We start from the raw sequence: 23,981 nt of genomic DNA, 5'->3' as shown, positions 1-23,981 counted from the left end.
TTCCGCGCGATGCGGCGGTGTTCGAACAAACACCGCACAGCAAAGAGGCGGAACGTCGTCTCGCGGCTCTAGGGGATCGATGACTGAGTATGGCCGGGGCCCCGGCTCCGAACCGTGGCATCCCGAGGATCCTTTGTACGGGGACCAGGGATGGGGAGGCCAGCAGGCTGCCCACGGCCAGAGCCAGTACGGTGCCCCGCAGGCGCCCTATGCCCAGCAGCCGCCGCAGCAGCAGGCGTACCCGCAGCATCAGCAGTACGGCGCTCCGCAGGATCCGTACGCGCACGACCCGTACGCCCAGCAGCCGCAGCAGCACGACCCGTACGCCCAGCAGCCGCCGCAGCACGACCCGTACGCGCAGCAGCCGCAACAGCCGCAGCAGCACGACCCATACGCCCAGCAGGCCCCCCAGCCGCAGTACAACGGCGGCTGGGACACCGGCCAGCAGGCCGCGATGCCGTACGGCACCACTCCGAACGATCCGTACGGGAACGGGACGAACGGCTACGGCGAATCGCACGACAACTACGGCACGCCCGATGCGTACCCGCCGCCGCAGCCCCCGGGCCGACGTGAGGCCGGGCCCGCCCAGGCCCCACCGCAGAACCCCGACTGGGACCCGGACGTACCCCAGGAGGAGACGCACCCCTTCTTCACGGGTGCCGACGACGACCGCGACGGCCGGGACCCCCGCGACGACGACGAGTACGACGACGGCCCGCGCGACGGTCGCAGGGGCGGCCGAGGCGGCGGCGAACGCCGCGGCAAGGGCAAGAAGAAGAACCGCAGCGGCTGCGCCTGCCTCGTCGTCGCCGTGGTCATCGCCGGCGGTGTCGGCGGGGTGGGGTACGTGGGTTACACGTACTGGCAGGAACAGTTCGGCGCGGCACCGGACTACTCGGGCCGGGGCTCAGGCAGCGTCGAGGTGGAGATCCCGGAGGGCGCCCTCGGCAACGAGATCGGCAGCATCCTGAAGGCGAAGGGCGTCGTCAAGAGCGTCGACGCGTTCATCGCCGCGCAGGCCGAGAACCCCAAGGGGAACTCGATCCAGGCGGGGGTCTATCTCCTGAACAAGGAGATGTCCGCGGCCGAGGCCGTGAAGATGATGCTCGACCCGAAGAGCCAGAACCTGCTGACAGTCCCGGAGGGCCGGCGCAACGCCGCCGTCTACACGCTGATCGACAAGAAGCTCGGTCTCAAGGCAGGCACCACCAGCGATGTCGCCAAGAAACAAGCGGGCAGCCTCGGGCTCCCGCAATGGGCCAAGAACCACCCGGAACTCAAGGACCCACTGGAGGGCTTCCTCTACCCCGCGACCTATCCGGCTGCCAAGGGGATGAAGCCGGAGGCCGTCCTCAAGCAGATGGTCTCCCGCGCCGACGAGGAGTACGGCAAGGCTGACCTCGAAGGGGCAGCCAAGAAGTACAAGCTGGACGGCCCGTGGCAGGTAGTCACGGTCGCCAGTCTGGTCCAAGCGGAGGGCCTTACACATGATGACTTCCGCAAGATGGCTGAAGTCGTTTACAACCGCCTGAAGCCGGACAACACGGTCACCAATCGCAAGCTTGAGTTCGACTCGGCCTTCAATTACCTCAAGAACCAGAGCAAGATCAAGATCGGGTCGAGTGAGATCCGGAGCAATAACGACCCGTACAACACCTATTACCACCCGGGTCTGCCGCCCGGCCCCATCGGCAATCCGGGCGACGAAGCCCTGCGTGCGACGCTCAATCCCACCGGCGACGGGTGGATGTTCTTCATCTCGCTCGACGGCAAGAAGACCCAGTTCACCAAGACGGCCGCCGAACACGAGAAGCTCAACCAGAAGTTCAAGGAACAGCATGGTCTCAACTGACGGGCGCCGCCGGGCAGCCGTCCTCGGCTCGCCCATCGCCCATTCGCTCTCCCCGGTCCTGCACCGGGCCGCATACGCCGAGCTCGGTCTCACCGACTGGACCTACGACCGGTTCGAGGTCGACGAGCAGGCGCTGCCCGGCTTCATCGAGGGCCTGGACTCTTCCTGGGCCGGACTCTCGCTGACCATGCCGCTGAAGCGTGCGATCATCCCGCTGCTGGACTCCATCAGCGAGACGGCCTCCGCGGTCGAGGCCGTGAACACGGTCGTGTTCACCGAGGACGGCCGTCGCGTCGGCGACAACACCGACATCCCCGGCATGATCGCGGCTCTACGCGAGCGAGGCGTGGAAAAGGTGGAATCCGCCGCCGTCCTCGGCGCCGGAGCCACCGCCTCCTCGGCCGTTGCCGCCCTCGCGGTGATCTGCACGGGGCCGGTCACGGCGTACGTACGCAGCCGGGAACGCAGCGACGAGATGCGCGGCTGGGGCGAACGGCTCGGCGTCGACGTCCGGATCGCCGACTGGGCGGATGCGGGGCAGGCGCTGCGCGCACCCCTGGTGATCGCGACCACGCCCGCCGGAACGACGGACGCGCTGGCCGGTGCGGTACCGGACGCCCCCGGCACGCTGTTCGATGTGCTGTACGAGCCCTGGCCGACCGGACTCGCGGCGGGCTGGTCGTCTCGAAGCGGCGCAGTCGTCGGAGGTCTCGACCTTCTGGTGCACCAGGCGGTTCTTCAGGTCGAGCAGATGACGGGCCGCTCGCCCGCCCCGCTCGCAGCCATGCGGAAGGCCGGCGAAGAGGCGCTCGCCGCCCGCTGACCACACCGATCGCGCGTCCCGATCCGTCCGTCTGCTGGACCGGCGGCCGGTTCGGGGGCGCGGGCGTGGGAGGATCGAAGGCGGCGGGCCAGGGCCGCGCACCCGGTCGCGCCGTTGCAGTTCCAGGCGCGAGCATGAGGAGCACCGTTGAGCAGGTTGCGCTGGCTGACCGCGGGGGAGTCGCACGGCCCCGCACTCGTGGCGACGCTGGAGGGTCTTCCCGCCGGCGTCCCGATCACCACGGAGATGGTGGCGGACGCACTCGCCCGGCGGCGGCTCGGCTACGGCCGCGGCGCACGGATGAAGTTCGAGAGGGACGAGGTCACCTTCCTCGGCGGAGTACGCCACGGTCTGACCATGGGGTCCCCGGTCGCCGTGATGGTGGGCAACACCGAATGGCCCAAGTGGGAGCAGGTCATGTCGGCCGACCCGGTCGACCCCGACGAGCTCGCCACCCTGGCCCGTAACGCCCCGCTGACCCGCCCCCGGCCCGGCCACGCCGACCTCGCGGGCATGCAGAAGTACGGCTTCGACGAGGCCCGGCCGATCCTGGAGCGCGCCAGCGCCCGGGAGACCGCGGCCCGGGTGGCGCTCGGCGCCGTCGCGCGGTCGTACCTCAAGGAGACCGCGGGCATCGAGATCGTCAGCCACGTCGTCGAGCTGGCCGCGGCCAAGGCGCCGTACGGCGTCTACCCCACGCCTGCCGACGTCGAGAAGCTCGACGCCGACCCGGTGCGTTGCCTCGACGCCGCCGCGAGCAAGGAAATGGTCGCCGAGATCGACCAGGCCCACAAGGACGGAGACACCCTGGGCGGTGTCGTCGAGGTGCTCGCGTACGGAGTGCCGGTCGGCCTCGGCTCGCATGTGCACTGGGACCGCCGCCTCGACGCCCGCCTCGCCGCCGCCCTGATGGGCATTCAGGCGATCAAGGGTGTCGAGGTCGGCGACGGCTTCGACCTGGCCCGGGTTCCCGGCTCGAAGGCGCACGACGAGATCCTGGTCACCGAGGACGGCATCAAGCGCGCGTCCGGCCGCTCCGGCGGTACCGAGGGCGGTCTGACCACCGGCGAGCTGCTCCGGGTCCGTGCCGCGATGAAGCCCATCGCCACCGTGCCCCGCGCGCTCGCCACCGTCGACGTCGTCACCGGTGAGCCGGCCAAGGCACACCACCAGCGCTCCGATGTCTGCGCGGTGCCGGCCGCCGGCATCGTCGCCGAGGCGATGGTCGCGCTGGTCCTGGCCGACGCCGTGGCGGAGAAGTTCGGCGGGGACAGCGTCCCCGAGACCCACCGCAACGTGCAGTCGTACCTCGACCACCTCCAGATCCGATGAGCGGCCCGCTGATCGTCATCGTCGGTCCGATGGGCGTCGGCAAGTCCACGGTCGGAGAGCTGCTTGCCGACCGGCTCGGCACCACCTATCGGGACACCGACGCGGATGTCGTGGCCACGGCGGGCAAGCCGATCTCGGAGATCTTCTACGACGAGGGCGAGGAGCACTTCCGCGAGCTGGAGCGGCAGGCGGTACGCACCGCCGTCGCCGAGCACACCGGAGTCCTTGCGCTCGGCGGCGGCGCCGTGCTCGACGGGACGACCCGCGCCCTGCTCGCCGGCCACGCCGTCGTCTATCTCTCGATGGACGTGGAGGAGGCCGTCAAGCGGGTCGGGCTGAACACCGCGCGCCCGCTGCTCGCCGTCAACCCGCGTCGGCAGTGGCGCGAGCTGATGGACGCCCGCCGCCACTTCTACGACGAGGTGGCCCGGGCGACCGTCGCCACCGACGAGCGCACACCCGAAGAGGTCGCCCAGGCGGTCCTCGACGCACTGGAACTGCCGGAGCACGCGGGCGACCCCGCGGCGCCCGGCCGGGAGAACACACGCATGACGGACCAGGGACCCACACGCATCCAGATCGCCGGCAGTGCGGGCACCGACCCGTACGAGGTGCTGGTCGGCCGGCAGTTGCTCGGTGAGCTGCCCTCGCTGATCGGCGACCGTGCCCGGCGGGTCGCGGTCCTGCACCCGGAGGCGCTCGCCGAGACCGGAGAGGCGGTCCGTCAGGACCTCGCCGACCAGGGGTACGAGGCCATCGCCATCCAGCTGCCGAACGCCGAGGAGGCCAAGACCGTCGAGGTCGCGGCGTACTGCTGGAAGGCGCTCGGCCAGACCGGATTCACCCGCACCGACGTCATCGTCGGCGTCGGCGGCGGCGCCACCACCGACGTGGCCGGGTTCGTCGCGGCGACATGGCTGCGCGGGGTGCGCTGGATCGCCGTACCGACGACCGTGCTCGCCATGGTCGACGCGGCCGTCGGCGGCAAGACGGGCATCAACACCGCCGAGGGCAAGAATCTCGTCGGCGCCTTCCACCCGCCGGCCGGGGTGCTCTGCGACCTCGCCGCCCTCGACTCGCTGCCGGTGCACGACTACGTCAGCGGCATGGCCGAGATCATCAAGGCCGGTTTCATCGCCGACCCCGCGATCCTCGACTTGATCGAGTCGGACCCGGAGGGCGCCCGTACGCCCGCCGGACCGCACACCGCCGAACTGATCGAGCGCTCCATCCGGGTCAAGGCCGAGGTCGTCTCCAGCGACCTCAAGGAGTCCGGGCTGCGCGAGATCCTCAACTACGGGCACACCCTCGCCCACGCCATCGAGAAGAACGAGCGCTACAAGTGGCGCCACGGCGCGGCCGTCTCCGTCGGCATGGTCTTCGCCGCCGAGCTGGGCCGGCTGGCCGGGCGCCTGGACGACGCCACCGCCGACCGGCACCGCGCCGTCCTGGAGTCCGTCGGACTGCCGCTCACCTACCGTGGCGACCAGTGGCCCAAGCTGCTGGAGAACATGAAGATCGACAAGAAGTCCCGCGGCGACCTGCTGCGCTTCATCGTCCTCGACGGCCTGGGCAAGCCCACCGTCCTGGAAGGACCCGACCCGGCGGTGCTGCTCGCCGCGTACGGGGAGGTGTCGGCGTGACCCGCCGGGTCTTCGTGCTCAACGGGCCGAACCTCGGCCGGCTCGGCTCCCGTGAGCCCGATGTGTACGGCGCGACGTCGTACACCGGACTCGTCGAGACCTGCAGGACGCTCGGCAAGGAGCTCGGCTTCGACGTCGACGTCCGGGAGACCAACGACGAGGGCGAACTGATCCGCTGGCTGCACGAGGCCGCGGACGGGGCAATTCCGGTCGTTCTCAACCCGGGAGCCTTCACCCATTACTCGTACGGAATGCGGGACGCGGCCGCTCAGCGCACCGCCCCGCTCATCGAGGTGCACATTTCGAACCCGTACGCACGGGAGGAATTCCGCCACACCTCGGTCGTCGCGCCGGTCGCCACGGGGACCGTCGCCGGTTTCGGTATCGGCTCCTACCGGCTCGCCCTGCGCGCCCTCGCCGACGAACTGACGGACTGAGTCCGACCGGCACTTGGGGGGCGGCGTCACGGGGCCGGGGCACGCACCTCGCGGCGTTGTCGTCAATCACCAGGGCTCCGCCACGGCTCAATCCTCCGCCGTGCGATGCACGCACCCCCCAAGTGCCGGTCGGTCCGACACGGGGCCCCGCCGGCCGGATCACTGGCCGGCGGGGCACTCCGGACCGTCCCCGACCGTTCCCTCTGCGGCGGCCGGGGACGGTACGGTTGCCGTTCCACCAGCGCCAGTTGCCTGTACGAGACGGAGTGGCACCGGATGCAGCACGCAGTGGGGGCCCCGCTGCCGCCGCCCCAAGGACCCGGAAACGGACCTGCCGGCTGGACGCACCAGGCTCAGCACCCCGGCCACCCCGGTCCGCCGGGGCCGCCGCCCCCGATCCCTCCCGCGCCCCAGGGCCCCGGTTGGACGGGGCCCGCCCCGCACCACGCCCCGACGCCCGTCTCCCGGGAGACCACCGGGCACATTCAACTGCCGCCCGGCGGCCCCGTCCCGCTGCCCGCACCACCCGCCGAGCCCGGCACGGGCACGGCGACCCTCGCCGTCCTCCTGATCGGCCCCGCGGGCGCGGGCAAGACGACCGTGGCCAAATTGTGGGCCGGCCGCCGCCGCGTCCCCACTGCCCATGTCAGCCTCGACGACGTCCGCGAATGGGTCCGCTCCGGCTTCGCCGACCCGCAGAGCGGGTGGAACGACCACTCTGAGGCCCAGTACCGCCTGGCCCGCCGCACCTGCGGTTTCGCCGCCCGTAATTTCCTGGCCAACGGGATCTCCTGCATCCTCGACGACGCGGTCTTCCCGGACCGCCCCGTCGTGGGCCTGGGCGGCTGGAAGCGTCATGTGGGCCCGGGGCTTCTGCCCGTGGTGCTCCTGCCCGGTCTGGAGATCGTGCTGGAGCGCAACGCCGCCCGCAGCGGCAACCGGCGCCTGTCGGACGAGGAGGTCGCCCGGATCCACGGCCGGATGGCGGGGTGGTACGGCTCGGGGCTGCCGATCATCGACAACTCGACGTACGACGTGGAGACCACGGCCCGCGTCCTCGACGACGTACTCGCCCGCTCGATAGCCAGTCCGCCGGCCTGGTGACGGCCGGCCGACCCCCGGCCGCCACGGGACCGGGGGTCGGCCGGCGTCGGCCCCCGGTCGGATGCGCTGACCGGGCGGTCCGGCGCCCCCGCTCGTAGGCTCGTGGCATGTCAGAGGTGTACGCCGTCCGCCGCGGGCTGCTCCGCGACCGGTGCGCCGCCGTCGGATCCGCGGCCGCCCTGGTCTCCCGCCCCGCCAACGTCCGCTATCTCGCGGGCGGAGCGCCCCCGGGCGCCGTGCTGCTGCTCGGCCCCGACGAGGACGTTCTGCTCTGCCCCCGCGCGCCGACCGGCGAACCCGACAACGGTCGCACCGACGACCAGCTGCGGCTGGCCCTGTTGCCCTCCTCAGGCGGCGACGACCCGGCGGTCACCGCAGCCGGCCTGGTCACCGCCTCCGGTGCGGAATCGCTTGCCGTCGAGGAACACGATCTGACAGTCTCCCGCCACCGGGCCATGGGCTCGGTGGCCCCGCGGCTCCGGCTGACCGATCTCGGTGCCACGGTCGAGCAGCTGCGCCTCGTCAAGGACGAGGAGGAGATCGCCTGCCTGCGGATCGCCGCCGAGATCACCGACCAGGCGCTCGGCGAACTTCTCGAATCGATTCTGGTCGGCCGCACCGAACGGCATCTCGCCCTCGAACTGGAACGGCGGCTGGTGGACCACGGCGCCGACGGCCCCGCCTTCGCCACCTCGGTCGCCACCGGGCCCAACTCGGGTCAGGGCCGCCACCGGCCCTCGGACCGGCGCGTGGAGGAGGGAGATTTCCTCTCCGTCTGCCTCGGCGCGAACTATCGCGGCTACCGGTGCGAGATCGGCCGTACGTTTGTCATCGGGACCGCGCCGGCCGCCTGGCAGATCGACCTGTACGACCTGGTTTTCGCCGCTCAGCGGGCCGGACGTGAGGCTCTCGTGCCGGGCGCCGCGTACCGCGATGTGGACCGCGCGGCCCGGCACCTCCTGGACTCGGCCGGCCACGGAGAGTGCCTCGCACCCTGGACCGGGCACGGTGTGGGACTCGAAATCGACGAGGACCCGCAGCTGGCACCGGCAGCCATGGGTAAACTGGACGCTTGTGTGCCGGTCACCGTCGAACCGGGGGTCCACCTCCCGGGCCGGGGCGGGGTCCGGATCGATGACACGCTCGTCGTGCGCCCCGAGGCGGACGGCGGACCCGAGCTACTCACCATTACGACCAAGGAGCTGCTCGCGCTCTAGCGCGCATCCTTGGCCGTCCACCAGCTTCAGTCCAGGAGATTCCGCAACCGTGGCTTCCACGAACGACCTCAAGAACGGCCTGGTGCTCAAGCTCGACGGGGGCCAGCTCTGGTCCGTCGTCGAGTTCCAGCACGTCAAGCCCGGCAAGGGCCCGGCTTTCGTGCGCACCAAGCTCAAGAACGTGCTCTCCGGCAAGGTCGTCGACAAGACGTTCAACGCCGGCGTGAAGGTCGAGACGGCCACCATTGACCGCCGCGACATGCAGTTCTCGTACATGGACGGCGAGTACTTCGTCTTCATGGACATGGACACGTACGACCAGCTCATGGTCGACCGCAAGGCTGTCGGCGACGCCGCCAACTTCCTCATCGAGGGCTTCACCGCCTCCGTGGCCCAGCACGAGGGCGAGGTGCTCTACGTCGAGCTGCCGGCCGCCGTCGAGCTGACCATCCAGCACACCGACCCGGGCGTCCAGGGCGACCGCTCCACCGGTGGCACCAAGCCCGCCACGCTGGAGACCGGTTACGAGATCGGCGTCCCGCTCTTCATCACCACCGGTGAGAAGATCAAGGTCGACACCCGCACGGGCGACTACCTCGGCCGGGTGAACAGCTAACCGTGGCTGCCCGGAACACGGCCCGCAAGCGCGCCTTCCAGATCCTCTTCGAGGCCGACCAGCGCGGTGAGTCCGTGCAGACGGTCCTCGCGGACTGGGTCCGGCACTCGCGGTCCGACACCCGTCAGCCGCCGGTCACCGAGTACACGATGGAGCTCGTCGAGGGGTACGCGCAGTACGCGGACCGGATCGACGACCTCATCATCACCTACGCCGTGGACTGGGAGATCGACCGTATGCCGGTCGTCGACCGGAACATCCTGCGGCTCGGTGCGTACGAGCTGATCTGGGTGGACGGGACGCCGGACGCGGTGGTGATCGACGAGGCCGTCCAGCTTGCCAAGGAGTTCTCCACGGATGACTCCCCGTCCTTTGTGAACGGGCTGCTCGCCCGGTTCAAGGACCTCAAGCCGAACCTTCGCCGCGAGGCGTAGGCTGCGGCGACGTTCAGCCCGCGAAGGGCCCACGGTCGGCTGACCGTGGGCCCTTCGGCGTGTGCGGGGCCCCTGGGCGGGGCGGGGGGCGTGGTGGGGTGCCCCGGTCCGGGGCGGGGGTTCCGTCCTCAAGCGCCGGACGGGCTTGAGGTGTCCGCCTGGCCCCTGGTGGCACCGTCACCTGTCCCGGGGGTGGTGGTCCGGGGCCCCTCCGGGCTGTCTCCTCGAACGACGAACGTTCGGCGGGTACGCGGGGGAGCCCGGGTCTTTGTCCGTCGGCCTGCGGGGACTCCCCTGCGCGGCCCCGGACCGGTCGTCGCGCGTCCGCGGCCGGTGTGCGCTCCTGTCACGACCGCCGGGTCGGTGGCGCGAGCGATGCCTGGGTGGGGCCGTGCAGGGGAGTCCCCGCAGGGGCTGGCGTACGTGCCGGGTTCGCCCGCGTTGCCGGCTTCCGCGCCAGTTCTGAGGAGACGCCCCGGAGGGGCTCCGCCCACCACCCACCGCACGGTGCGGCGGCGCCCCCGGGGCACGGCGCCGAAAATTGGAGCCCGTCCGGCGATTGAGGACGGAACCCCCGCCCCGGACCCGGGTGCGAGAACCGCCCCGCGCGCCGGGGCGACCCCGTACCCCGGACCCGGGCACCGCACCACGCAATGCCCCCGCCCCGCCCAGGGGCCCCGCACCGCCCGCCGGGGCGGTCCCGCGCCCCGGACCGGGGCGCATCGCGCCGGACGGGCCCCCGCCCCGGACCGGGGCAGAAAAAACGCCGGGTTGCCGGGCCCGAAAAGGCGCCCGGCAACCCGGCGGTACGTTTCTGCTGGGCGGGGCTTCAGCCCCGCACGTCAGCCCTCCTCGTGGGCAACCGCGCGGCGCGCGTCCGCGTCCAGCACGCCCCAGCTGATCAGCTGTTCCGTGAGCACGGACGGCGACTGGTCGTAGATCACGGCCAGCGTGCGCAGGTCGTCCTGGCGGATCGAGAGCACCTTGCCGTTGTAGTCACCGCGCTGGCTCTGGATCGTCGCGGCGTAGCGCTGCAGCGGTCCGGCCTTCTCCGGCGGGACGTGGGCGAGACGCTCCAGGTCCAGGACGAGCTTCGGCGGCGGCTCCGCGGCCCCGCCCGGCGTCGTACCGGGCAGAAGCTCCTGCACCGGGACCCCGTAGAAGTCCGCCAGCTCGGCGAGGCGCTGTACGGTCACGGCACGGTCGCCACGCTCGTACGAGCCGACCACGACGGCCTTCCAGCGGCCCTGGGACTTCTCCTCCACGCCATGGAGGGAGAGGCCCTGCTGGGTGCGGATGGCACGGAGCTTGGCCCCGAGCTGTTTTGCGTATTCGCTGGACATAAGGCTCCCCGGACGAGGTCTGGTAACTCACTGTGAGGTTACGCAGCGTTACTTGGATGCGTCAAGCCGAATGGTCCGGACCGGCACCTCCCGGGGGTGCGACCAGGGCCTGGTGGAAGCCCTGGTAACGTTGATGACGCAATTTCGACGTCCTTTAAGGTCCGTCCCGTGAGGCGGAGAAGGAGGTCCGTTTCTTATGGACGCACAGCACGAAGCCACCGGCAATGCGGCACGCCCCGTTCTGGAGGCTCCCGACATCGCCCGAGTACTGACCCGCATCGCCCACGAAATCGTCGAACGCGCCAAGGGCGCCGACGACGTGGTGCTGCTCGGCATCCCGACCCGAGGTGTCTTCCTCGCCCGTCGGCTCGCCGACAAGCTCCAGGAGATCACCGGCCGGAAGATGCCGGTCGGCTCCCTCGACATCACCATGTACCGCGACGACCTGCGGCTGCGCCCGGCGCGCGCCCTGGCCCGCACCGAGATCCCCGGCGAGGGCATCGAGGGCTGCCTGGTCGTCCTGGTGGACGATGTTCTCTTCTCCGGCCGTACGATTCGCGCCGCGCTCGACGCGCTCGGCGACATCGGCCGGCCCCGCGCGGTGCAGCTCGCGGTCCTTGTCGACCGCGGCCACCGCGAGCTCCCGATCCGTGCCGACTACGTCGGCAAGAACCTCCCCACGTCGCTGCGGGAGACGGTCAAGGTCCAGCTCGCCGAGGAGGACGGCCGTGACGCCGTCCTGCTCGGCGTCCAGCAGACCGCCCCGGCAGGCGAGCAGTAGCTGCACACGTCCGTACGGCACACCCGTCGTACGACAGCTTCCGCACGCCCGCATGCCTGAACTCTCCAGGAGAACACCCAGATGAAGCGTCACCTCATCTCGGCCGCCGACCTCACCCGCGACGACGCCGTCCTGATCCTCGACACCGCCGAGGAGATGGCCCGGGTAGCGGACCGGCCGATCAAGAAACTCCCGACCCTGCGCGGCCGTACCGTCGTCAACCTCTTCTTCGAGGACTCGACGCGCACCCGCATCTCCTTCGAGGCCGCTGCCAAGCGCCTCTCCGCCGATGTCATCAACTTCTCCGCGAAGGGCTCGTCGGTCTCCAAGGGCGAATCGCTCAAGGACACCGCGCTGACCCTGGAGGCGATGGGCGCCGACGCCGTCGTCATCCGGCACGGTGCCTCCGGCGCCCCCTACCGCCTCGCGACGTCCGGCTGGATCGAGGGTGCCGTCGTCAACGCCGGTGACGGCACCCATGAGCACCCCACCCAGGCCCTGCTCGACGCGTTCACGATGCGTCGCCGGATGGTCGGCGCCGACGCAGGCCTGGGCCGGGACCTGGACGGACGGCGAATCACCATTGTCGGCGACATCCTGCACAGCCGGGTCGCCCGCTCCAATGTCCACCTGCTGCACACGCTCGGCGCCCATGTCACTCTGGTGGCCCCGCCGACCCTCGTACCGGTGGGTGTGGAGCAGTGGCCCTGCGAGGTCAGCTACAGCCTCGACGAGGTGCTGCCGAAGTCCGACGCGGTGATGATGCTGCGTGTGCAGCGTGAACGGATGAACGCCGCGTACTTCCCGACCGAGCGCGAGTACTCGCGCCGCTACGGCCTGGGCGGCGAGCGCATGGCCAGGATGCCGGAGCACGCCATCGTCATGCACCCCGGCCCGATGGTCCGCGGTATGGAGATCACCGCCGAGGTCGCCGACTCCGACCGCTGCACGGCCGTCGAGCAGGTCGCCAACGGTGTCTCCATCCGGATGGCCGTGCTCTATCTGCTGCTGGGTGGGTCCGAGCCCGCCACCACCCTTGATCGAAGTGCTGCGCGCCCCGCTGATTCCGAGGAGAACAAGTAATCATGAGCAAGATCCTTATCCGCGGCGCGAAGGTCCTCGGTGGCGAGCCCCAGGACGTCCTGATCGACGGCGAGACCATTGCAGCCACCGCCCGGCAGGGCGAAATCGACTGGAGTGGCGCAGGTATCGACGCCGGCGACGCGACCGTCGTCGAAGCCGAGGGGCAGATTCTGCTGCCGGGGCTGGTCGACCTGCACACCCATCTGCGTGAGCCCGGGCGCGAGGACTCCGAGACCGTTCTCACCGGCACCAAGGCGGCGGCGGTCGGTGGCTTCACCGCCGTGCACGCCATGGCCAACACCTTCCCGGTCGCCGACACCGCCGGTGTCGTCGAGCAGGTCTGGCGGCTCGGCAAGGAGTCCGGCTACTGCGACGTGCAGCCGATCGGCGCCGTCACCGTCGGTCTGGAGGGCAAGCAGCTCGCCGAGCTCGGCGCCATGCACGATTCGGCCGCTGGAGTGAAAGTCTTCTCCGACGACGGCAAGTGTGTCGACGACGCGGTGATCATGCGGCGCGCGCTGGAGTACGTGAAGGCGTTCGACGGTGTCGTCGCCCAGCACGCCCAGGAGCCCCGCCTGACCGAGGGCGCCCAGATGAACGAGGGCATCGTCTCGGCCGAGCTCGGTCTGGGTGGCTGGCCGGCCGTCGCCGAGGAGTCGATCATCGCCCGTGATGTTCTTCTCGCCGCCCACGTCGGCTCCCGGGTGCACATCTGCCACCTGTCGACCGCCGGCTCGGTGGAGATCGTCCGCTGGGCCAAGTCCAAGGGCTGGAACGTGACCGCCGAGGTCACCCCGCACCACCTGCTCCTCACCGACGAGCTCGTACGGTCGTACAACCCCGTCTACAAGGTGAACCCGCCGCTGCGCACCGAGGCCGACGTGCTGGCGCTGCGCGAGGCGCTCGCCGACGGCACGATCGACTGCGTCGCCACCGACCACGCCCCGCACCCGCACGAGGACAAGGACTGCGAGTGGGCGGCGGCCGCCATGGGCATGGTGGGTCTGGAGACCGCGCTCTCCGTCGTCCAGCAGACGATGGTCGGGACGGGGCTCCTCGACTGGGCGGGCGTCGCCGACCGGATGTCGTTCCGCCCGGCCGCCATCGGCCGGCTCGACGGACACGGTCGCCCCGTCTCGGCCGGTGAGCCTGCCAACCTCACGCTCGTCGATCCGGCATACCGTGGAGTCGTGGACCCCGCGGGCTTCGCCTCCCGCAGCCGCAACACCCCGTACGAGGGGCGCGAGCTGCCGGGTCGTGTCACCCATACGTTCCTGCGGGGCCGTGCCACGGTCGTCGACGGGAAGCTCGCGTGACATCACTGACCCCCCTGTACCAGCTGGCCGCCGAGCAGAAGTCGGCGGACGTGACCGATTGGTCCGCCCGTATCAGCTGGGTGATCGGACTGATCGTCTTCATCGCCTTCATCTACTGGCTGATGCGCCAGGGGTGGAAGTGGCGGGGGAGCCTGCAGTCCGATCTGCCGGACCTGCCCGCCACGCCGGAGGGGTACGCCGAGGGCGAGCCGCTGCTGACGATGACCGGCCGCTATCACGCCTCGACGACCGCCGGGCAGTGGCTCGACCGGATCGTCGCCCACGGCCTCGGCACCCGCAGCCGGGTGGAGCTCACGCTGACCGAACAGGGACTCGACGTCGTACGCCCCGGAGCAGCCGACTTCTTCGTCCCGGCCGCGCAGCTGCGTGACGCCCGACTCGACAAGGGCATCGCGGGCAAGGTCCTTCCCGAGGGCGGCCTGCTGATCATCACCTGGGCGCTCGGCGACAAGCTGATCGACTCCGGCTTCCGCTCCGACCGCTCGGCCGAACACCCGGCCTGGGTCGACGCCGTTCACCACCTCACCAGCACTACGGAAGGCACCGCACGATGACCATCTCCACCCGGGGAGCCGCCAAAGCTCCCGCCGTACTCGTCCTGGAGGACGGCCGCGCCTTCCGCGGCCGCGCCTACGGGGCCGTGGGGGAGACCTTCGGCGAGGCGGTGTTCTCCACCGGCATGACCGGCTACCAGGAGACCCTGACCGACCCCTCGTACCACCGCCAGGTCGTCGTGATGACCGCCCCGCACGTCGGCAACACCGGGGTGAACGACGAGGACCCCGAGTCCCAGCGGATCTGGGTCTCCGGTTACGTGGTGCGCGACCCCGCGCGGGTGCCGTCCAACTGGCGCTCGCAGCGTTCGCTCGACGAGGAGCTCGAGCGCCAGGGCGTCGTCGGCATCAGCGGCATCGACACCCGCGCCCTCACCCGCCACCTGCGCGAGCGCGGCGCCATGCGCGTCGGCATCTTCTCCGGCGACGCGGTCGCCGACGAGGCCACGCTGCTGGCCCGGGTGCTGGAAGCCCCCGAGATGGTGGGCGCCGACCTCTCCGCCGAGGTCGCGACCAAGGAGACGTACGTCGTCCCCGCGATCGGCACCAAGAAGTTCACCGTCGCCGCGATCGACCTCGGCATCAAGGGCATGACCCCGCACCGGATGGCCGAGCGCGGCATCGAGGTGCACGTCCTGCCCGCCACCGCCACCCTCGACGAGGTGTACGCGGTCCGGCCCGACGGGGTCTTCTTCTCCAACGGCCCCGGCGACCCGGCCACCGCCGACCACCCGGTCTCCGTCATGCAGGGCGTCCTGGAGCGGAGGACGCCGCTCTTCGGCATCTGCTTCGGCAACCAGATCCTGGGCCGCGCCCTCGGCTTCGGTACGTACAAGCTGAAGTACGGCCACCGCGGCATCAACCAGCCGGTGCAGGACCGCACGACCGGCAAGGTCGAGGTCACCGCGCACAACCACGGCTTCGCTGTCGACGCCCCGCTGGACAGGGTGTCGGACACGAAGTTCGGCCGCGCCGAGGTCTCCCATGTCTGCCTGAACGACCAGGTCGTCGAGGGGCTGCAGCTCCTCGACCAGCCGGCCTTCAGCGTCCAGTACCACCCCGAAGCAGCCGCGGGCCCGCACGACGCCGCGTACCTCTTCGACCGCTTCGTATCCCTGATGGAGGGCCAGCGTGCCTAAGCGCTCCGATATCCAGTCCGTCCTGGTCATCGGCTCCGGCCCGATCGTCATCGGTCAGGCCGCCGAGTTCGACTACTCCGGCACCCAGGCCTGCCGCGTTCTCAAGGCCGAGGGCCTGCGCGTCATCCTGGTGAACTCCAACCCGGCGACGATCATGACCGACCCGGAGATCGCCGACGCCACGTACGTCGAGCCGATCACCCCCGAGTTCGTCGAGAAGATCATCGCCAAGGAGCGCCCCGACGCGCTGCTCCCGACACTGGGCGGCCAGACCGCGCTCAACACCGCGATCTCCATGCACGAGAACGGTGTCCTGGAGAAGTACGGCGTCGAGCTCATCGGCGCCAATGTCGAAGCCATCAACAAGGGCGAGGACCGCGACCTCTTCAAGGGCGTCGTCGAGGCCGTCAACGCGAAGATCGGCCACGGCGAGTCCGCCCGCTCGGTCATCTGCCACACGATGGACGACGTGATCCAGGGCGTCGGCACGCTCGGCGGCTACCCCGTCGTCGTCCGCCCCTCCTTCACGATGGGCGGCGCGGGTTCCGGCTTCGCGCACGACGAGGAGGAACTGCGCCGGATCGCCGGTCAGGGCCTCACGCTCTCCCCGACCACCGAGGTGCTCCTGGAGGAGTCCATCCTCGGCTGGAAGGAGTACGAGCTGGAGCTGATGCGCGACAAGCACGACAACGTCGTGGTCGTGTGCTCCATCGAGAACTTCGACCCGATGGGCGTCCACACGGGTGACTCGATCACCGTCGCCCCGGCGATGACGCTCACCGACCGCGAGTACCAGCGGCTGCGCGACATCGGCATCGCGATCATCCGAGAGGTCGGCGTCGACACCGGCGGCTGCAACATCCAGTTCGCCGTCGACCCGACCGACGGCCGGGTCATCGTGATCGAGATGAACCCGCGCGTCTCCCGCTCCTCGGCGCTGGCGTCGAAGGCCACCGGCTTCCCGATCGCCAAGATCGCCGCCAAGCTGGCCGTCGGCTACACGCTCGACGAGATCCCGAACGACATCACCGAGAAGACCCCGGCCTCCTTCGAGCCGACGCTCGACTATGTCGTCGTCAAGGCCCCGCGGTTCGCCTTCGAGAAGTTCCCGTCCGCCGACTCGACCCTCACCACCACCATGAAGTCGGTGGGCGAGGCCATGGCGATCGGCCGCAACTTCACCGAGGCGCTCCAGAAGGCGCTTCGCTCCCTGGAGAAGAAGGGCTCACAGTTCGCCTTCACCGGTGAGCCCGGCGACAAGGCCGAGCTGCTGGCCGAGGCGGTCCGCCCGACCGACGGCCGGATCAACACGGTCATGCAGGCGATCCGGGCCGGCGCCACCCAGGAAGAAGTCTTCGACGCCACGAGGATCGACCCCTGGTTCGTCGACCAGCTCTTCCTGATCAAGGAGATCGCCGACGAACTGGCCGCCGCCGCCAAGCTCGACCCCGAACTGCTCGCCGACGCCAAGCGACACGGATTTTCCGATGTCCAGATCGCCGAGATCCGCGGTCTGCGCGAGGACGTCGTCCGTGAGGTACGGCACGCGCTCGGCATCCGCCCGGTCTACAAGACGGTCGACACCTGCGCCGCCGAATTCGCCGCGAACACGCCGTACTTCTACTCCAGTTACGACGAGGAGAGCGAGGTCGCGACCCGCACCAAGCCCGCGGTGATCATCCTCGGCTCCGGCCCCAACCGCATCGGTCAGGGCATCGAGTTCGACTACTCCTGTGTCCACGCCTCCTTCGCGCTGAGCGACGCGGGCTACGAGACCGTGATGGTCAACTGCAACCCGGAGACCGTCTCCACCGACTACGACACCTCCGACCGCCTGTACTTCGAGCCGCTGACGCTCGAGGACGTGCTGGAGATCGTGCACGCCGAGTCCCTCGCGGGCCCGATCGCCGGTGTCATCGTCCAGCTCGGCGGACAGACCCCGCTGGGTCTGTCGCAGGCGCTCAAGGACAACGGGGTGCCGGTCGTCGGAACCTCCCCGGAGGCGATCCACGCCGCCGAGGACCGCGGCGCGTTCGGCCGAGTCCTGGCCGAGGCCGGGCTCCCGGCCCCGAAGCACGGCACCGCCACCACGTTCGCCGAGGCCAAGTCCATCGCGGACGAGATCGGCTACCCCGTCCTCGTACGCCCGTCGTACGTGCTCGGCGGCCGCGGCATGGAGATCGTGTACGACGAGACGCGGCTCTCCTCGTACATTGCCGAGTCCACCGAGATCAGCCCCACCCGGCCGGTCCTGGTCGACCGCTTCCTCGACGACGCCATCGAGATCGACGTCGACGCGCTCTACGACGGTACGGAGCTCTACCTCGGCGGTGTCATGGAGCACATCGAGGAGGCCGGCATCCACTCCGGCGACTCGGCCTGTGCGCTGCCCCCGATCACCCTCGGCGGCTACGACATCAAGCGGCTGCGCGCCTCCACCGAGGGCATCGCCAAGGGCGTCGGCGTCCGCGGGCTGATCAACATCCAGTTCGCGCTCTCCGGCGACATCCTGTACGTCCTGGAGGCCAACCCGCGAGCCTCCCGCACCGTCCCCTTCACCTCGAAGGCGACCGCGGTGCCGCTCGCCAAGGCCGCCGCCCGCATCTCGCTGGGCGCGACCGTCGCCGAGCTCCGCGAGGAGGGCCTGCTGCCGAGGAACGGCGACGGCGGCACCCTGCCGCTCGACGCGCCGATCTCCGTCAAGGAGGCCGTCATGCCGTGGTCGCGGTTCCGCGACATCCACGGCCGCGGCGTCGACACGGTCCTCGGCCCGGAGATGCGCTCCACCGGTGAGGTCATGGGCATCGACTCGGTCTTCGGTACGGCGTACGCCAAGTCGCAGGCCGGCGCGTACGGCCCGCTGCCCACCAAGGGCCGTGCCTTCATCTCCGTCGCCAACCGCGACAAGCGCTCGATGATCTTCCCGGCGCGCGAGCTGGTCGCCCACGGCTTCGAGCTGATGGCCACCTCCGGCACCGCCGAGGTCCTCAAGCGCAACGGCATCAACGCCACCGTCGTGCGCAAGCAGTCCGAGGGCGAGGGCCCGAACGGCGAGAGGACCATCGTCCAGCTCATCCACGACGGCGAGGTCGACCTGATCGTCAACACGCCGTACGGGACGGGCGGCCGCCTCGACGGCTACGAGATCCGTACCGCGGCTGTGGCCCGTGCGGTGCCGTGCCTGACCACGGTCCAGGCGCTCGCCGCCGCCGTCCAGGGCATCGACGCGCTCACCCACGGAGACGTCGGCGTACGTTCCCTCCAGGAACACGCGGAACATCTGACCGCGGCCCGCGACTAGCGCCCCTCCCGGCAAGCTAAACATTGCCGGTCACGGCACTGGCCCAGCAGGGGGACACCGGAAACGGTGTCCCCCTCTCTGTGAGGACACTTCCATGTACACGTTCTTCTTCCGACTGGTCTTCACGCGGATGGACCCGGAGCAGGCCCACTACCTGGCCTTCCGGTGGATCCGCCTCGCGGCCCGCATCCCCGTCCTGCGTACCTTCGTCGCCGCGGCGCTCGCCCCCCGCTACAAGGAGCTGCGCACCGAGGCCCTCGGTCTGCGCATGCACGGCCCGTTCGGCCTCGCCGCGGGGTTCGACAAGAACGCCGTCGCCATCGACGGCATGTCGATGCTCGGCTTCGACCACATCGAGGTCGGTACGGTCACCGGCGAGCCGCAGCCCGGCAACCCCAGGAAGCGCCTCTTCCGCCTTGTGGCGGACCGCGCGCTGATCAACCGCATGGGGTTCAACAACGAGGGCTCCGCGGCCGTGGCCGAGCGCCTGGCCGCCCGTAACCCCGTCTTCCGGACGACCGTCGGCGTCAACATCGGCAAGACCAAGGTCGTGCCGGAATCCGAGGCCGTCGGCGACTACGTGAAGTCCACCGAGCGGCTCGCCCGCCACGCCGACTACCTCGTCGTCAACGTCTCCTCGCCCAACACGCCCGGCCTGCGCAACCTCCAGGCCACCGAGGCGCTGCGCCCGCTGCTCACCGCCGTGCGCGAGGCGGCCGACCGGACCGTCACCGACCGCCGGGTCCCGCTCCTCGTCAAGATCGCCCCCGACCTCGCCGACGAGGACGTCGACGCGGTCGCCGACCTCGCGGTCGAGCTCGGCCTGGACGGCATCATCGCCACCAACACCACCATCGCCCGCGACGGTCTCGGGCTGAAGTCCTCGCCGTCGCTCGTCAAGGAGACCGGCGGGCTGTCCGGCGCGCCCCTCAAGGCGCGATCCCTGGAGGTCCTGCGGCGCCTCTACACGCGGGTCGGCGACGAGATCACCCTGGTGGGCGTCGGCGGCATCGAGACCGCCGAGGACGCCTGGCAGCGCATCCTCGTCGGCGCCACCCTCGTCCAGGGCTACAGCGCCTTCATCTACGAGGGCCCGTTCTACGCCCGCGCGATCCACAAGGGCCTGGCCGCACGCCTCGCCGCCTCCCCGTACTCCACCCTCGCCGAGGCCGTCGGCGCCGAGACCCGGAAGGCCACGAAGTGACTCTTGAACCCTTCGGCGCACGACTGCGCCGCGCCATGGACACCCGCGGGCCGCTCTGCGTCGGCATCGACCCGCACGCCTCGCTGCTCACCTCCTGGGGTCTGAACGACGACATCGCGGGCCTGGAGCGCTTCACCCGCACCGTCGTCGAGGCGCTCGCGGACCGGGTGGCCGTCCTCAAGCCGCAGTCCGCGTTCTTCGAACGGTTCGGGTCGCGCGGCATCGCCGTCCTGGAGAAGGCCGTAGAGGAGGCGCGGGCGGCCGGCGCGCTGGTCCTGATGGACGCCAAGCGCGGCGACATCGGCTCCACCATGGGCGCCTACGCGGCGACCTACCTGGACACGGACTCGCCGCTGTTCTCCGACGCGCTCACCGTCTCGCCGTACCTCGGCTTCGGCTCGCTGCGTCCGGCGCTCGACGCGGCCGTCCTCTCCGGTGCGGGCGTTTTCGTCCTCGGACTCACCTCCAACCCCGAGGGCGCCGAGGTGCAGCGCGCCACCGCCGCGGACGGCCGGTCGCTGGCCCAGGTGATGCTCGACCACGTGGCCGCCGAGAACGAGGGCGCCGAGCCGCTCGGCTCGGTCGGCGTCGTGATCGGCGCCACCCTCGGCGACGCGGGCGTGGATCTGGCGGTCAACGGACCGCTGCTGGCCCCCGGGATCGGCGCCCAGGGTGCCACCCCCGCCGATCTGCCGGGTGTCTTCGGCGCCGCGGTGGGCAACGTGCTGCCGAGCGTGAGCCGGGGCGTGCTGCGCCACGGACCGGACGCGTCGGGGCTGCGCGAAGCCGCCGAACGGCTCATGGATGAGGTCCGTGCAGCCGTTCAGGAAAGCTGACCATGCCATGTAACAGCGTGTTGACGGAATCATGACCTGAAAACGCGGCTGTTATGTCTGAAATGTCCTGGTCGGCTCAGGCTGACCAGGACTTTTCGTCTGTTCTCGCTGACTCCGGCGGCCTTGGCCGCTAGTCTCCGTCGAGAGCCAACGTGCACAGGTTGTTCGTTGCTCACCAGGTGTGGGGCGACTAGGTTCCTCACCGGTCCGTATCCGACAGATCGACATCCGAGGTGACGTAGGCGTGGCTCTTCCGCCCCTTACCCCTGAACAGCGCGCAGCCGCGCTCGAAAAGGCCGCCGCGGCTCGCCGGGAGCGGGCCGAGGTCAAGAATCGACTCAAGCACTCCGGCGCCTCGCTCCACGAGGTCATCAAGCAGGGCCAGGAGAACGACGTCATCGGCAAGATGAAGGTCTCCGCCCTTCTGGAGTCCCTGCCCGGCGTGGGCAAGGTCCGCGCCAAGCAGATCATGGAGCGGCTCGGGATCTCCGAGAGCCGCCGTGTGCGGGGTCTCGGCTCCAACCAGATCGCTTCCTTGGAGCGAGAGTTCGGCGGCTCCGCCGCCTGACGTGCTCAGGCACCCCTGAGAACGGGGATAATCGCTCCATGGCTGCAACATCCCGGGGGACGACCCCCGTACCCCCGGACGTACGTCCGCGGCTGACCGTGCTCTCCGGCCCGTCCGGTGTCGGCAAGAGCACGGTCGTCGCTCATATGCGCAAGGCGCACCCCGAGGTCTGGCTTTCGGTGTCGGCGACGACCCGCAAGCCGCGCCCCGGAGAGCGCAACGGCGTCCACTACTTCTTTGTGGACAACGACGAGTTCGACAAGCTGATCGCCAACGGCGAGCTGCTGGAGTGGGCCGAATTCGCCGGCAACCGGTACGGCACGCCGCGCCGCGCTGTACTCGAACGGCTCGACGCGGGCGAGCCGGTCCTCCTGGAGATCGATCTCCAGGGTGCCCGGCTGGTCCGCCAGTCGATGTCCGACGCGCAGTTGGTCTTCCTCGCCCCGCCGAGCTGGGACGAGCTGGTGCGCCGGCTCACCGGCCGCGGGACCGAGGCGCCCGAGGTGATCGGACGTCGGCTCACCGCCGCCAAGGTCGAACTCGCCGCCGAATCGGAGTTCGATACGACGCTGGTCAACACCTCCGTCGAGGATGTATCACGTGAGCTGCTAGCCTTGATGCTGCAGGCTTCCGCCCGCCGTGACGGCCGCGCCTGACGCAGCCGACCCGGAGCACCACCCGGGCCGAACCCGCACTATCAAAGATTTCTTTGATCTTTACCCCCTTCGGAAGGCAGAGAGTGTCCTCTTCCATCACCACGCCCGAGGGCATCATCAACCCGCCGATTGATGAGCTCCTTGAGGCCACCGACTCGAAGTACAGCCTTGTGATCTACGCCGCCAAGCGCGCGCGTCAGATCAACGCGTACTACTCGCAGCTCGGCGAGGGCCTCCTTGAGTACGTCGGTCCGCTCGTCGACACCCACGTGCACGAGAAGCCGCTTTCGATCTCGCTCCGCGAGATCAACGCGGGCCTGCTGACCTCCGAGGCCATCGAGGGCCCCGCTCAGTAAGCAGGGACAAAACACCGTCACCACAGGCCCGGCGGCCACCACCGCCGGGCCTGTGGTGTGTCCGGGGGCGTGGGGGCGCCTCAGGCGCCGTGAGGCAGCATGGGGGTGTACGTATCCGAGTACGTACCCGAGTGCGGGGAGACGCAGTGGAGAAGCCGAAGGTCGTTCTGGGGATCAGCGGGGGCATCGCCGCCTACAAGGCGTGCGAGCTGCTGCGACGGTTGACGGAGTCCGGTCATGACGTCCGGGTTGTCCCGACCGGGTCCGCGCTCCAGTTCGTGGGTGCCGCCACCTGGTCGGCGCTCTCCGGCCACCCGGTGTCGACCGAGGTGTGGAACGACGTCCACGAGGTTCCGCACGTCCGTATCGGGCAGGGCGCCGACCTCGTCGTGGTCGCCCCCGCCACCGCCGACATGCTCGCCAAGGCCGCCCACGGTCTCGCCGACGACCTGCTCACCAACACGCTTCTCACCGCTCGCTGTCCGGTGGTCTTCGCGCCCGCCATGCACACCGAGATGTGGGAGCACCCCGCCACCCAGGAGAACGTCGCCACGCTGCGCCGCCGCGGCGCCGTCGTCATCGAGCCCGCCGTCGGGCGGCTCACCGGCGTCGACACCGGCAAGGGCCGGCTGCCCGATCCCGGCGAGATCTTCGAGGTCTGCCGGCGGGTGCTGGCCCGCGGCCCCGTCGCGCCGGACCTGGTGGGCCGCCATGTGGTGATCAGCGCGGGCGGTACGCGGGAACCGCTCGACCCGGTCCGCTACCTCGGCAACCGCTCCTCCGGGAAGCAGGGGTACGCGCTGGCCCGTACCGCGGTCGCCCGCGGCGCCCGGGTCACGCTCATCGAGGCCAACACCGGACTGCCCGATCCGTCGGGCGCCGACGTCGTACGGGTCGGCACCGCGGTGCAGCTGCGCGAAGCGGTACTGAAGGCCGCGTCCGACGCCGATGTCGTGGTGATGGCGGCCGCGGTCGCCGATTTCCGCCCGGCCGAGTACGCCGAGGGGAAGATCAAGAAGAAGGACGGCCAGGAGCCCGCGCCGATCGTGCTCGTCCGCAATCCGGACATCCTCGCCGAGGTCTCCGCCGAGCGGGCCATGCCGGAGCAGATCGTCGTCGGATTCGCCGCCGAGACCGACAACGTGCTCGCCAACGGCCGCGAGAAGCTCCTGCGCAAGGGCTGTGACCTGCTCGTCGTCAACGAGGTGGGGGAGCACAGGACCTTCGGCTCCGAGGAGAACGAGGCGGTGGTCCTCGCGGCCGACGGCGGAGAGACCCCGGTGCCGTACGGTCCCAAGGAGGGGCTCGCCGACACGGTCTGGGATCTCGTGTCGACACGGTTCTCGACCCCTGCGTGATTAA

Annotated in this window: 22 protein-coding genes; 21 read left to right on the top strand and 1 reads right to left on the bottom strand. The window is 70.3% G+C overall.

Annotated elements, in window-relative coordinates:
• Window positions 1-79 precede the first annotated feature (79 nt).
• The 9 genes from mltG (at window position 80) to nusB (ending at window position 9,461) form a co-directional block, all read left to right on the top strand.
• Entirely contained in the window at window positions 80-1,855 is a 1,776-nt protein-coding gene (gene mltG, locus AB0I23_RS24530; RefSeq protein WP_359112251.1) for an endolytic transglycosylase MltG, read from the top strand.
• Window positions 1,842-2,678 carry a shikimate dehydrogenase gene (locus AB0I23_RS24525; RefSeq protein WP_359112249.1) on the top strand — a complete coding sequence of 279 codons (837 nt, stop codon included), beginning with the start codon at window positions 1,842-1,844 and terminating at the stop codon, window positions 2,676-2,678. Before mltG ends, AB0I23_RS24525 begins: the two co-directional genes overlap by 14 nt.
• Before the next feature lie 147 nt (window positions 2,679-2,825).
• Window positions 2,826-4,010 (top strand): chorismate synthase, encoded by a 1,185-nt coding sequence (gene aroC, locus AB0I23_RS24520; RefSeq protein ID WP_359112248.1) that lies wholly within the window; start codon window positions 2,826-2,828, stop codon window positions 4,008-4,010.
• Window positions 4,007-5,653 (top strand): 3-dehydroquinate synthase, encoded by a 1,647-nt coding sequence (gene aroB / locus AB0I23_RS24515; protein ID WP_359112247.1) that lies wholly within the window; start codon window positions 4,007-4,009, stop codon window positions 5,651-5,653. The genes aroC and aroB overlap by 4 nt, the downstream gene beginning before the upstream one ends.
• Window positions 5,650-6,090 (top strand): type II 3-dehydroquinate dehydratase, encoded by a 441-nt coding sequence (aroQ, locus tag AB0I23_RS24510; protein WP_037695342.1) that lies wholly within the window; start codon window positions 5,650-5,652, stop codon window positions 6,088-6,090. Before aroB ends, aroQ begins: the two co-directional genes overlap by 4 nt.
• A gap of 276 nt (window positions 6,091-6,366) precedes the next feature.
• The gene (locus AB0I23_RS24505) at window positions 6,367-7,194 is read left to right on the top strand and encodes a Pro-rich N-terminal domain-containing protein (protein WP_359112245.1); all 828 of its coding nucleotides are present in this window, start codon (window positions 6,367-6,369) and stop codon (window positions 7,192-7,194) included.
• A 107-nt stretch (window positions 7,195-7,301) separates the two neighbouring features.
• A complete protein-coding gene (locus tag AB0I23_RS24500) occupies window positions 7,302-8,411 on the top strand; it encodes an aminopeptidase P family protein (protein ID WP_359112243.1) in 1,110 nt (369 codons plus the stop codon).
• 49 nt (window positions 8,412-8,460) lie between these two features.
• Window positions 8,461-9,027, top strand: a complete 567-nt coding sequence (gene efp / locus AB0I23_RS24495) for an elongation factor P (protein WP_030918902.1) — start codon at window positions 8,461-8,463, stop codon at window positions 9,025-9,027.
• Window positions 9,028-9,029: 2 nt separating this feature from the next.
• Entirely contained in the window at window positions 9,030-9,461 is a 432-nt protein-coding gene (nusB, locus tag AB0I23_RS24490; protein ID WP_359112241.1) for a transcription antitermination factor NusB, read from the top strand.
• A gap of 842 nt (window positions 9,462-10,303) precedes the next feature.
• Here nusB and bldD read toward each other — a convergent pair.
• Window positions 10,304-10,804 (bottom strand): transcriptional regulator BldD, encoded by a 501-nt coding sequence (gene bldD, locus AB0I23_RS24485; protein ID WP_014044812.1) that lies wholly within the window; start codon window positions 10,802-10,804, stop codon window positions 10,304-10,306.
• Window positions 10,805-11,000: 196 nt separating this feature from the next.
• Here bldD and pyrR point away from each other — a divergent pair, with 196 nt between their 5' ends.
• From pyrR to coaBC, 12 genes are all read left to right on the top strand, one after another.
• Window positions 11,001-11,585 carry a bifunctional pyr operon transcriptional regulator/uracil phosphoribosyltransferase PyrR gene (gene pyrR, locus AB0I23_RS24480; protein ID WP_359112240.1) on the top strand — a complete coding sequence of 195 codons (585 nt, stop codon included), beginning with the start codon at window positions 11,001-11,003 and terminating at the stop codon, window positions 11,583-11,585.
• 81 nt (window positions 11,586-11,666) lie between these two features.
• The gene (locus tag AB0I23_RS24475; protein WP_359112238.1) at window positions 11,667-12,668 is read left to right on the top strand and encodes an aspartate carbamoyltransferase catalytic subunit; all 1,002 of its coding nucleotides are present in this window, start codon (window positions 11,667-11,669) and stop codon (window positions 12,666-12,668) included.
• Between the two features lie 2 nt (window positions 12,669-12,670).
• Entirely contained in the window at window positions 12,671-13,984 is a 1,314-nt protein-coding gene (locus AB0I23_RS24470) for a dihydroorotase (protein ID WP_359112236.1), read from the top strand.
• Window positions 13,981-14,559: a PH-like domain-containing protein gene (locus AB0I23_RS24465; protein WP_359112234.1), complete on the top strand. Its 579-nt coding sequence runs from the start codon at window positions 13,981-13,983 to the stop codon at window positions 14,557-14,559. Before AB0I23_RS24470 ends, AB0I23_RS24465 begins: the two co-directional genes overlap by 4 nt.
• Window positions 14,556-15,698 (top strand): glutamine-hydrolyzing carbamoyl-phosphate synthase small subunit, encoded by a 1,143-nt coding sequence (gene carA / locus AB0I23_RS24460; protein ID WP_359112232.1) that lies wholly within the window; start codon window positions 14,556-14,558, stop codon window positions 15,696-15,698. Before AB0I23_RS24465 ends, carA begins: the two co-directional genes overlap by 4 nt.
• Window positions 15,691-18,999 (top strand): carbamoyl-phosphate synthase large subunit, encoded by a 3,309-nt coding sequence (carB, locus tag AB0I23_RS24455; RefSeq protein WP_359112230.1) that lies wholly within the window; start codon window positions 15,691-15,693, stop codon window positions 18,997-18,999. Before carA ends, carB begins: the two co-directional genes overlap by 8 nt.
• A 94-nt stretch (window positions 19,000-19,093) precedes the next feature.
• Window positions 19,094-20,203, top strand: coding sequence for a quinone-dependent dihydroorotate dehydrogenase (locus tag AB0I23_RS24450; protein ID WP_359112229.1), 1,110 nt, complete (start codon window positions 19,094-19,096; stop codon window positions 20,201-20,203).
• Window positions 20,200-21,039 carry an orotidine-5'-phosphate decarboxylase gene (gene pyrF / locus AB0I23_RS24445; protein WP_359112227.1) on the top strand — a complete coding sequence of 280 codons (840 nt, stop codon included), beginning with the start codon at window positions 20,200-20,202 and terminating at the stop codon, window positions 21,037-21,039. Before AB0I23_RS24450 ends, pyrF begins: the two co-directional genes overlap by 4 nt.
• Before the next feature lie 244 nt (window positions 21,040-21,283).
• The gene (locus AB0I23_RS24440; RefSeq protein WP_014157387.1) at window positions 21,284-21,607 is read left to right on the top strand and encodes an integration host factor; all 324 of its coding nucleotides are present in this window, start codon (window positions 21,284-21,286) and stop codon (window positions 21,605-21,607) included.
• Between the two features lie 38 nt (window positions 21,608-21,645).
• Complete coding sequence (gmk, locus tag AB0I23_RS24435) at window positions 21,646-22,263, top strand: guanylate kinase (protein WP_359112226.1); 618 nt, start codon at window positions 21,646-21,648, stop codon at window positions 22,261-22,263.
• 83 nt (window positions 22,264-22,346) lie between these two features.
• Window positions 22,347-22,619, top strand: coding sequence for a DNA-directed RNA polymerase subunit omega (gene rpoZ, locus AB0I23_RS24430; RefSeq protein ID WP_037695306.1), 273 nt, complete (start codon window positions 22,347-22,349; stop codon window positions 22,617-22,619).
• Window positions 22,620-22,765: 146 nt separating this feature from the next.
• Window positions 22,766-23,977 (top strand): bifunctional phosphopantothenoylcysteine decarboxylase/phosphopantothenate--cysteine ligase CoaBC, encoded by a 1,212-nt coding sequence (gene coaBC, locus AB0I23_RS24425; RefSeq protein ID WP_359112224.1) that lies wholly within the window; start codon window positions 22,766-22,768, stop codon window positions 23,975-23,977.
• The last annotated feature ends 4 nt before the right edge of the window (window positions 23,978-23,981 follow it).

The organism is Streptomyces atratus, from assembly GCF_040655115.1.
Classification (GTDB): Bacteria; Actinomycetota; Actinomycetes; order Streptomycetales; family Streptomycetaceae; genus Streptomyces; species Streptomyces atratus_D.
The sequence above is the reverse complement of the archived record's forward strand: the minus strand, read 5'-3'. Positions and strand labels throughout refer to the sequence as shown.

Coding starts and splice junctions, on each gene's coding strand:
- mltG (WP_359112251.1), top strand. CDS start 80: ATGACTGAGTATGGCCGGGGCCCCGGCTCCGAACCGTGGCATCCCGAG.
- AB0I23_RS24525 (WP_359112249.1), top strand. CDS start 1,842: ATGGTCTCAACTGACGGGCGCCGCCGGGCAGCCGTCCTCGGCTCGCCC.
- aroB (WP_359112247.1), top strand. CDS start 4,007: ATGAGCGGCCCGCTGATCGTCATCGTCGGTCCGATGGGCGTCGGCAAG.
- AB0I23_RS24505 (WP_359112245.1), top strand. CDS start 6,367: ATGCAGCACGCAGTGGGGGCCCCGCTGCCGCCGCCCCAAGGACCCGGA.
- AB0I23_RS24500 (WP_359112243.1), top strand. CDS start 7,302: ATGTCAGAGGTGTACGCCGTCCGCCGCGGGCTGCTCCGCGACCGGTGC.
- bldD (WP_014044812.1), bottom strand. CDS start 10,804: ATGTCCAGCGAATACGCAAAACAGCTCGGGGCCAAGCTCCGTGCCATC.
- pyrR (WP_359112240.1), top strand. CDS start 11,001: ATGGACGCACAGCACGAAGCCACCGGCAATGCGGCACGCCCCGTTCTG.
- AB0I23_RS24475 (WP_359112238.1), top strand. CDS start 11,667: ATGAAGCGTCACCTCATCTCGGCCGCCGACCTCACCCGCGACGACGCC.
- AB0I23_RS24470 (WP_359112236.1), top strand. CDS start 12,671: ATGAGCAAGATCCTTATCCGCGGCGCGAAGGTCCTCGGTGGCGAGCCC.
- carA (WP_359112232.1), top strand. CDS start 14,556: ATGACCATCTCCACCCGGGGAGCCGCCAAAGCTCCCGCCGTACTCGTC.
- AB0I23_RS24450 (WP_359112229.1), top strand. CDS start 19,094: ATGTACACGTTCTTCTTCCGACTGGTCTTCACGCGGATGGACCCGGAG.
- gmk (WP_359112226.1), top strand. CDS start 21,646: ATGGCTGCAACATCCCGGGGGACGACCCCCGTACCCCCGGACGTACGT.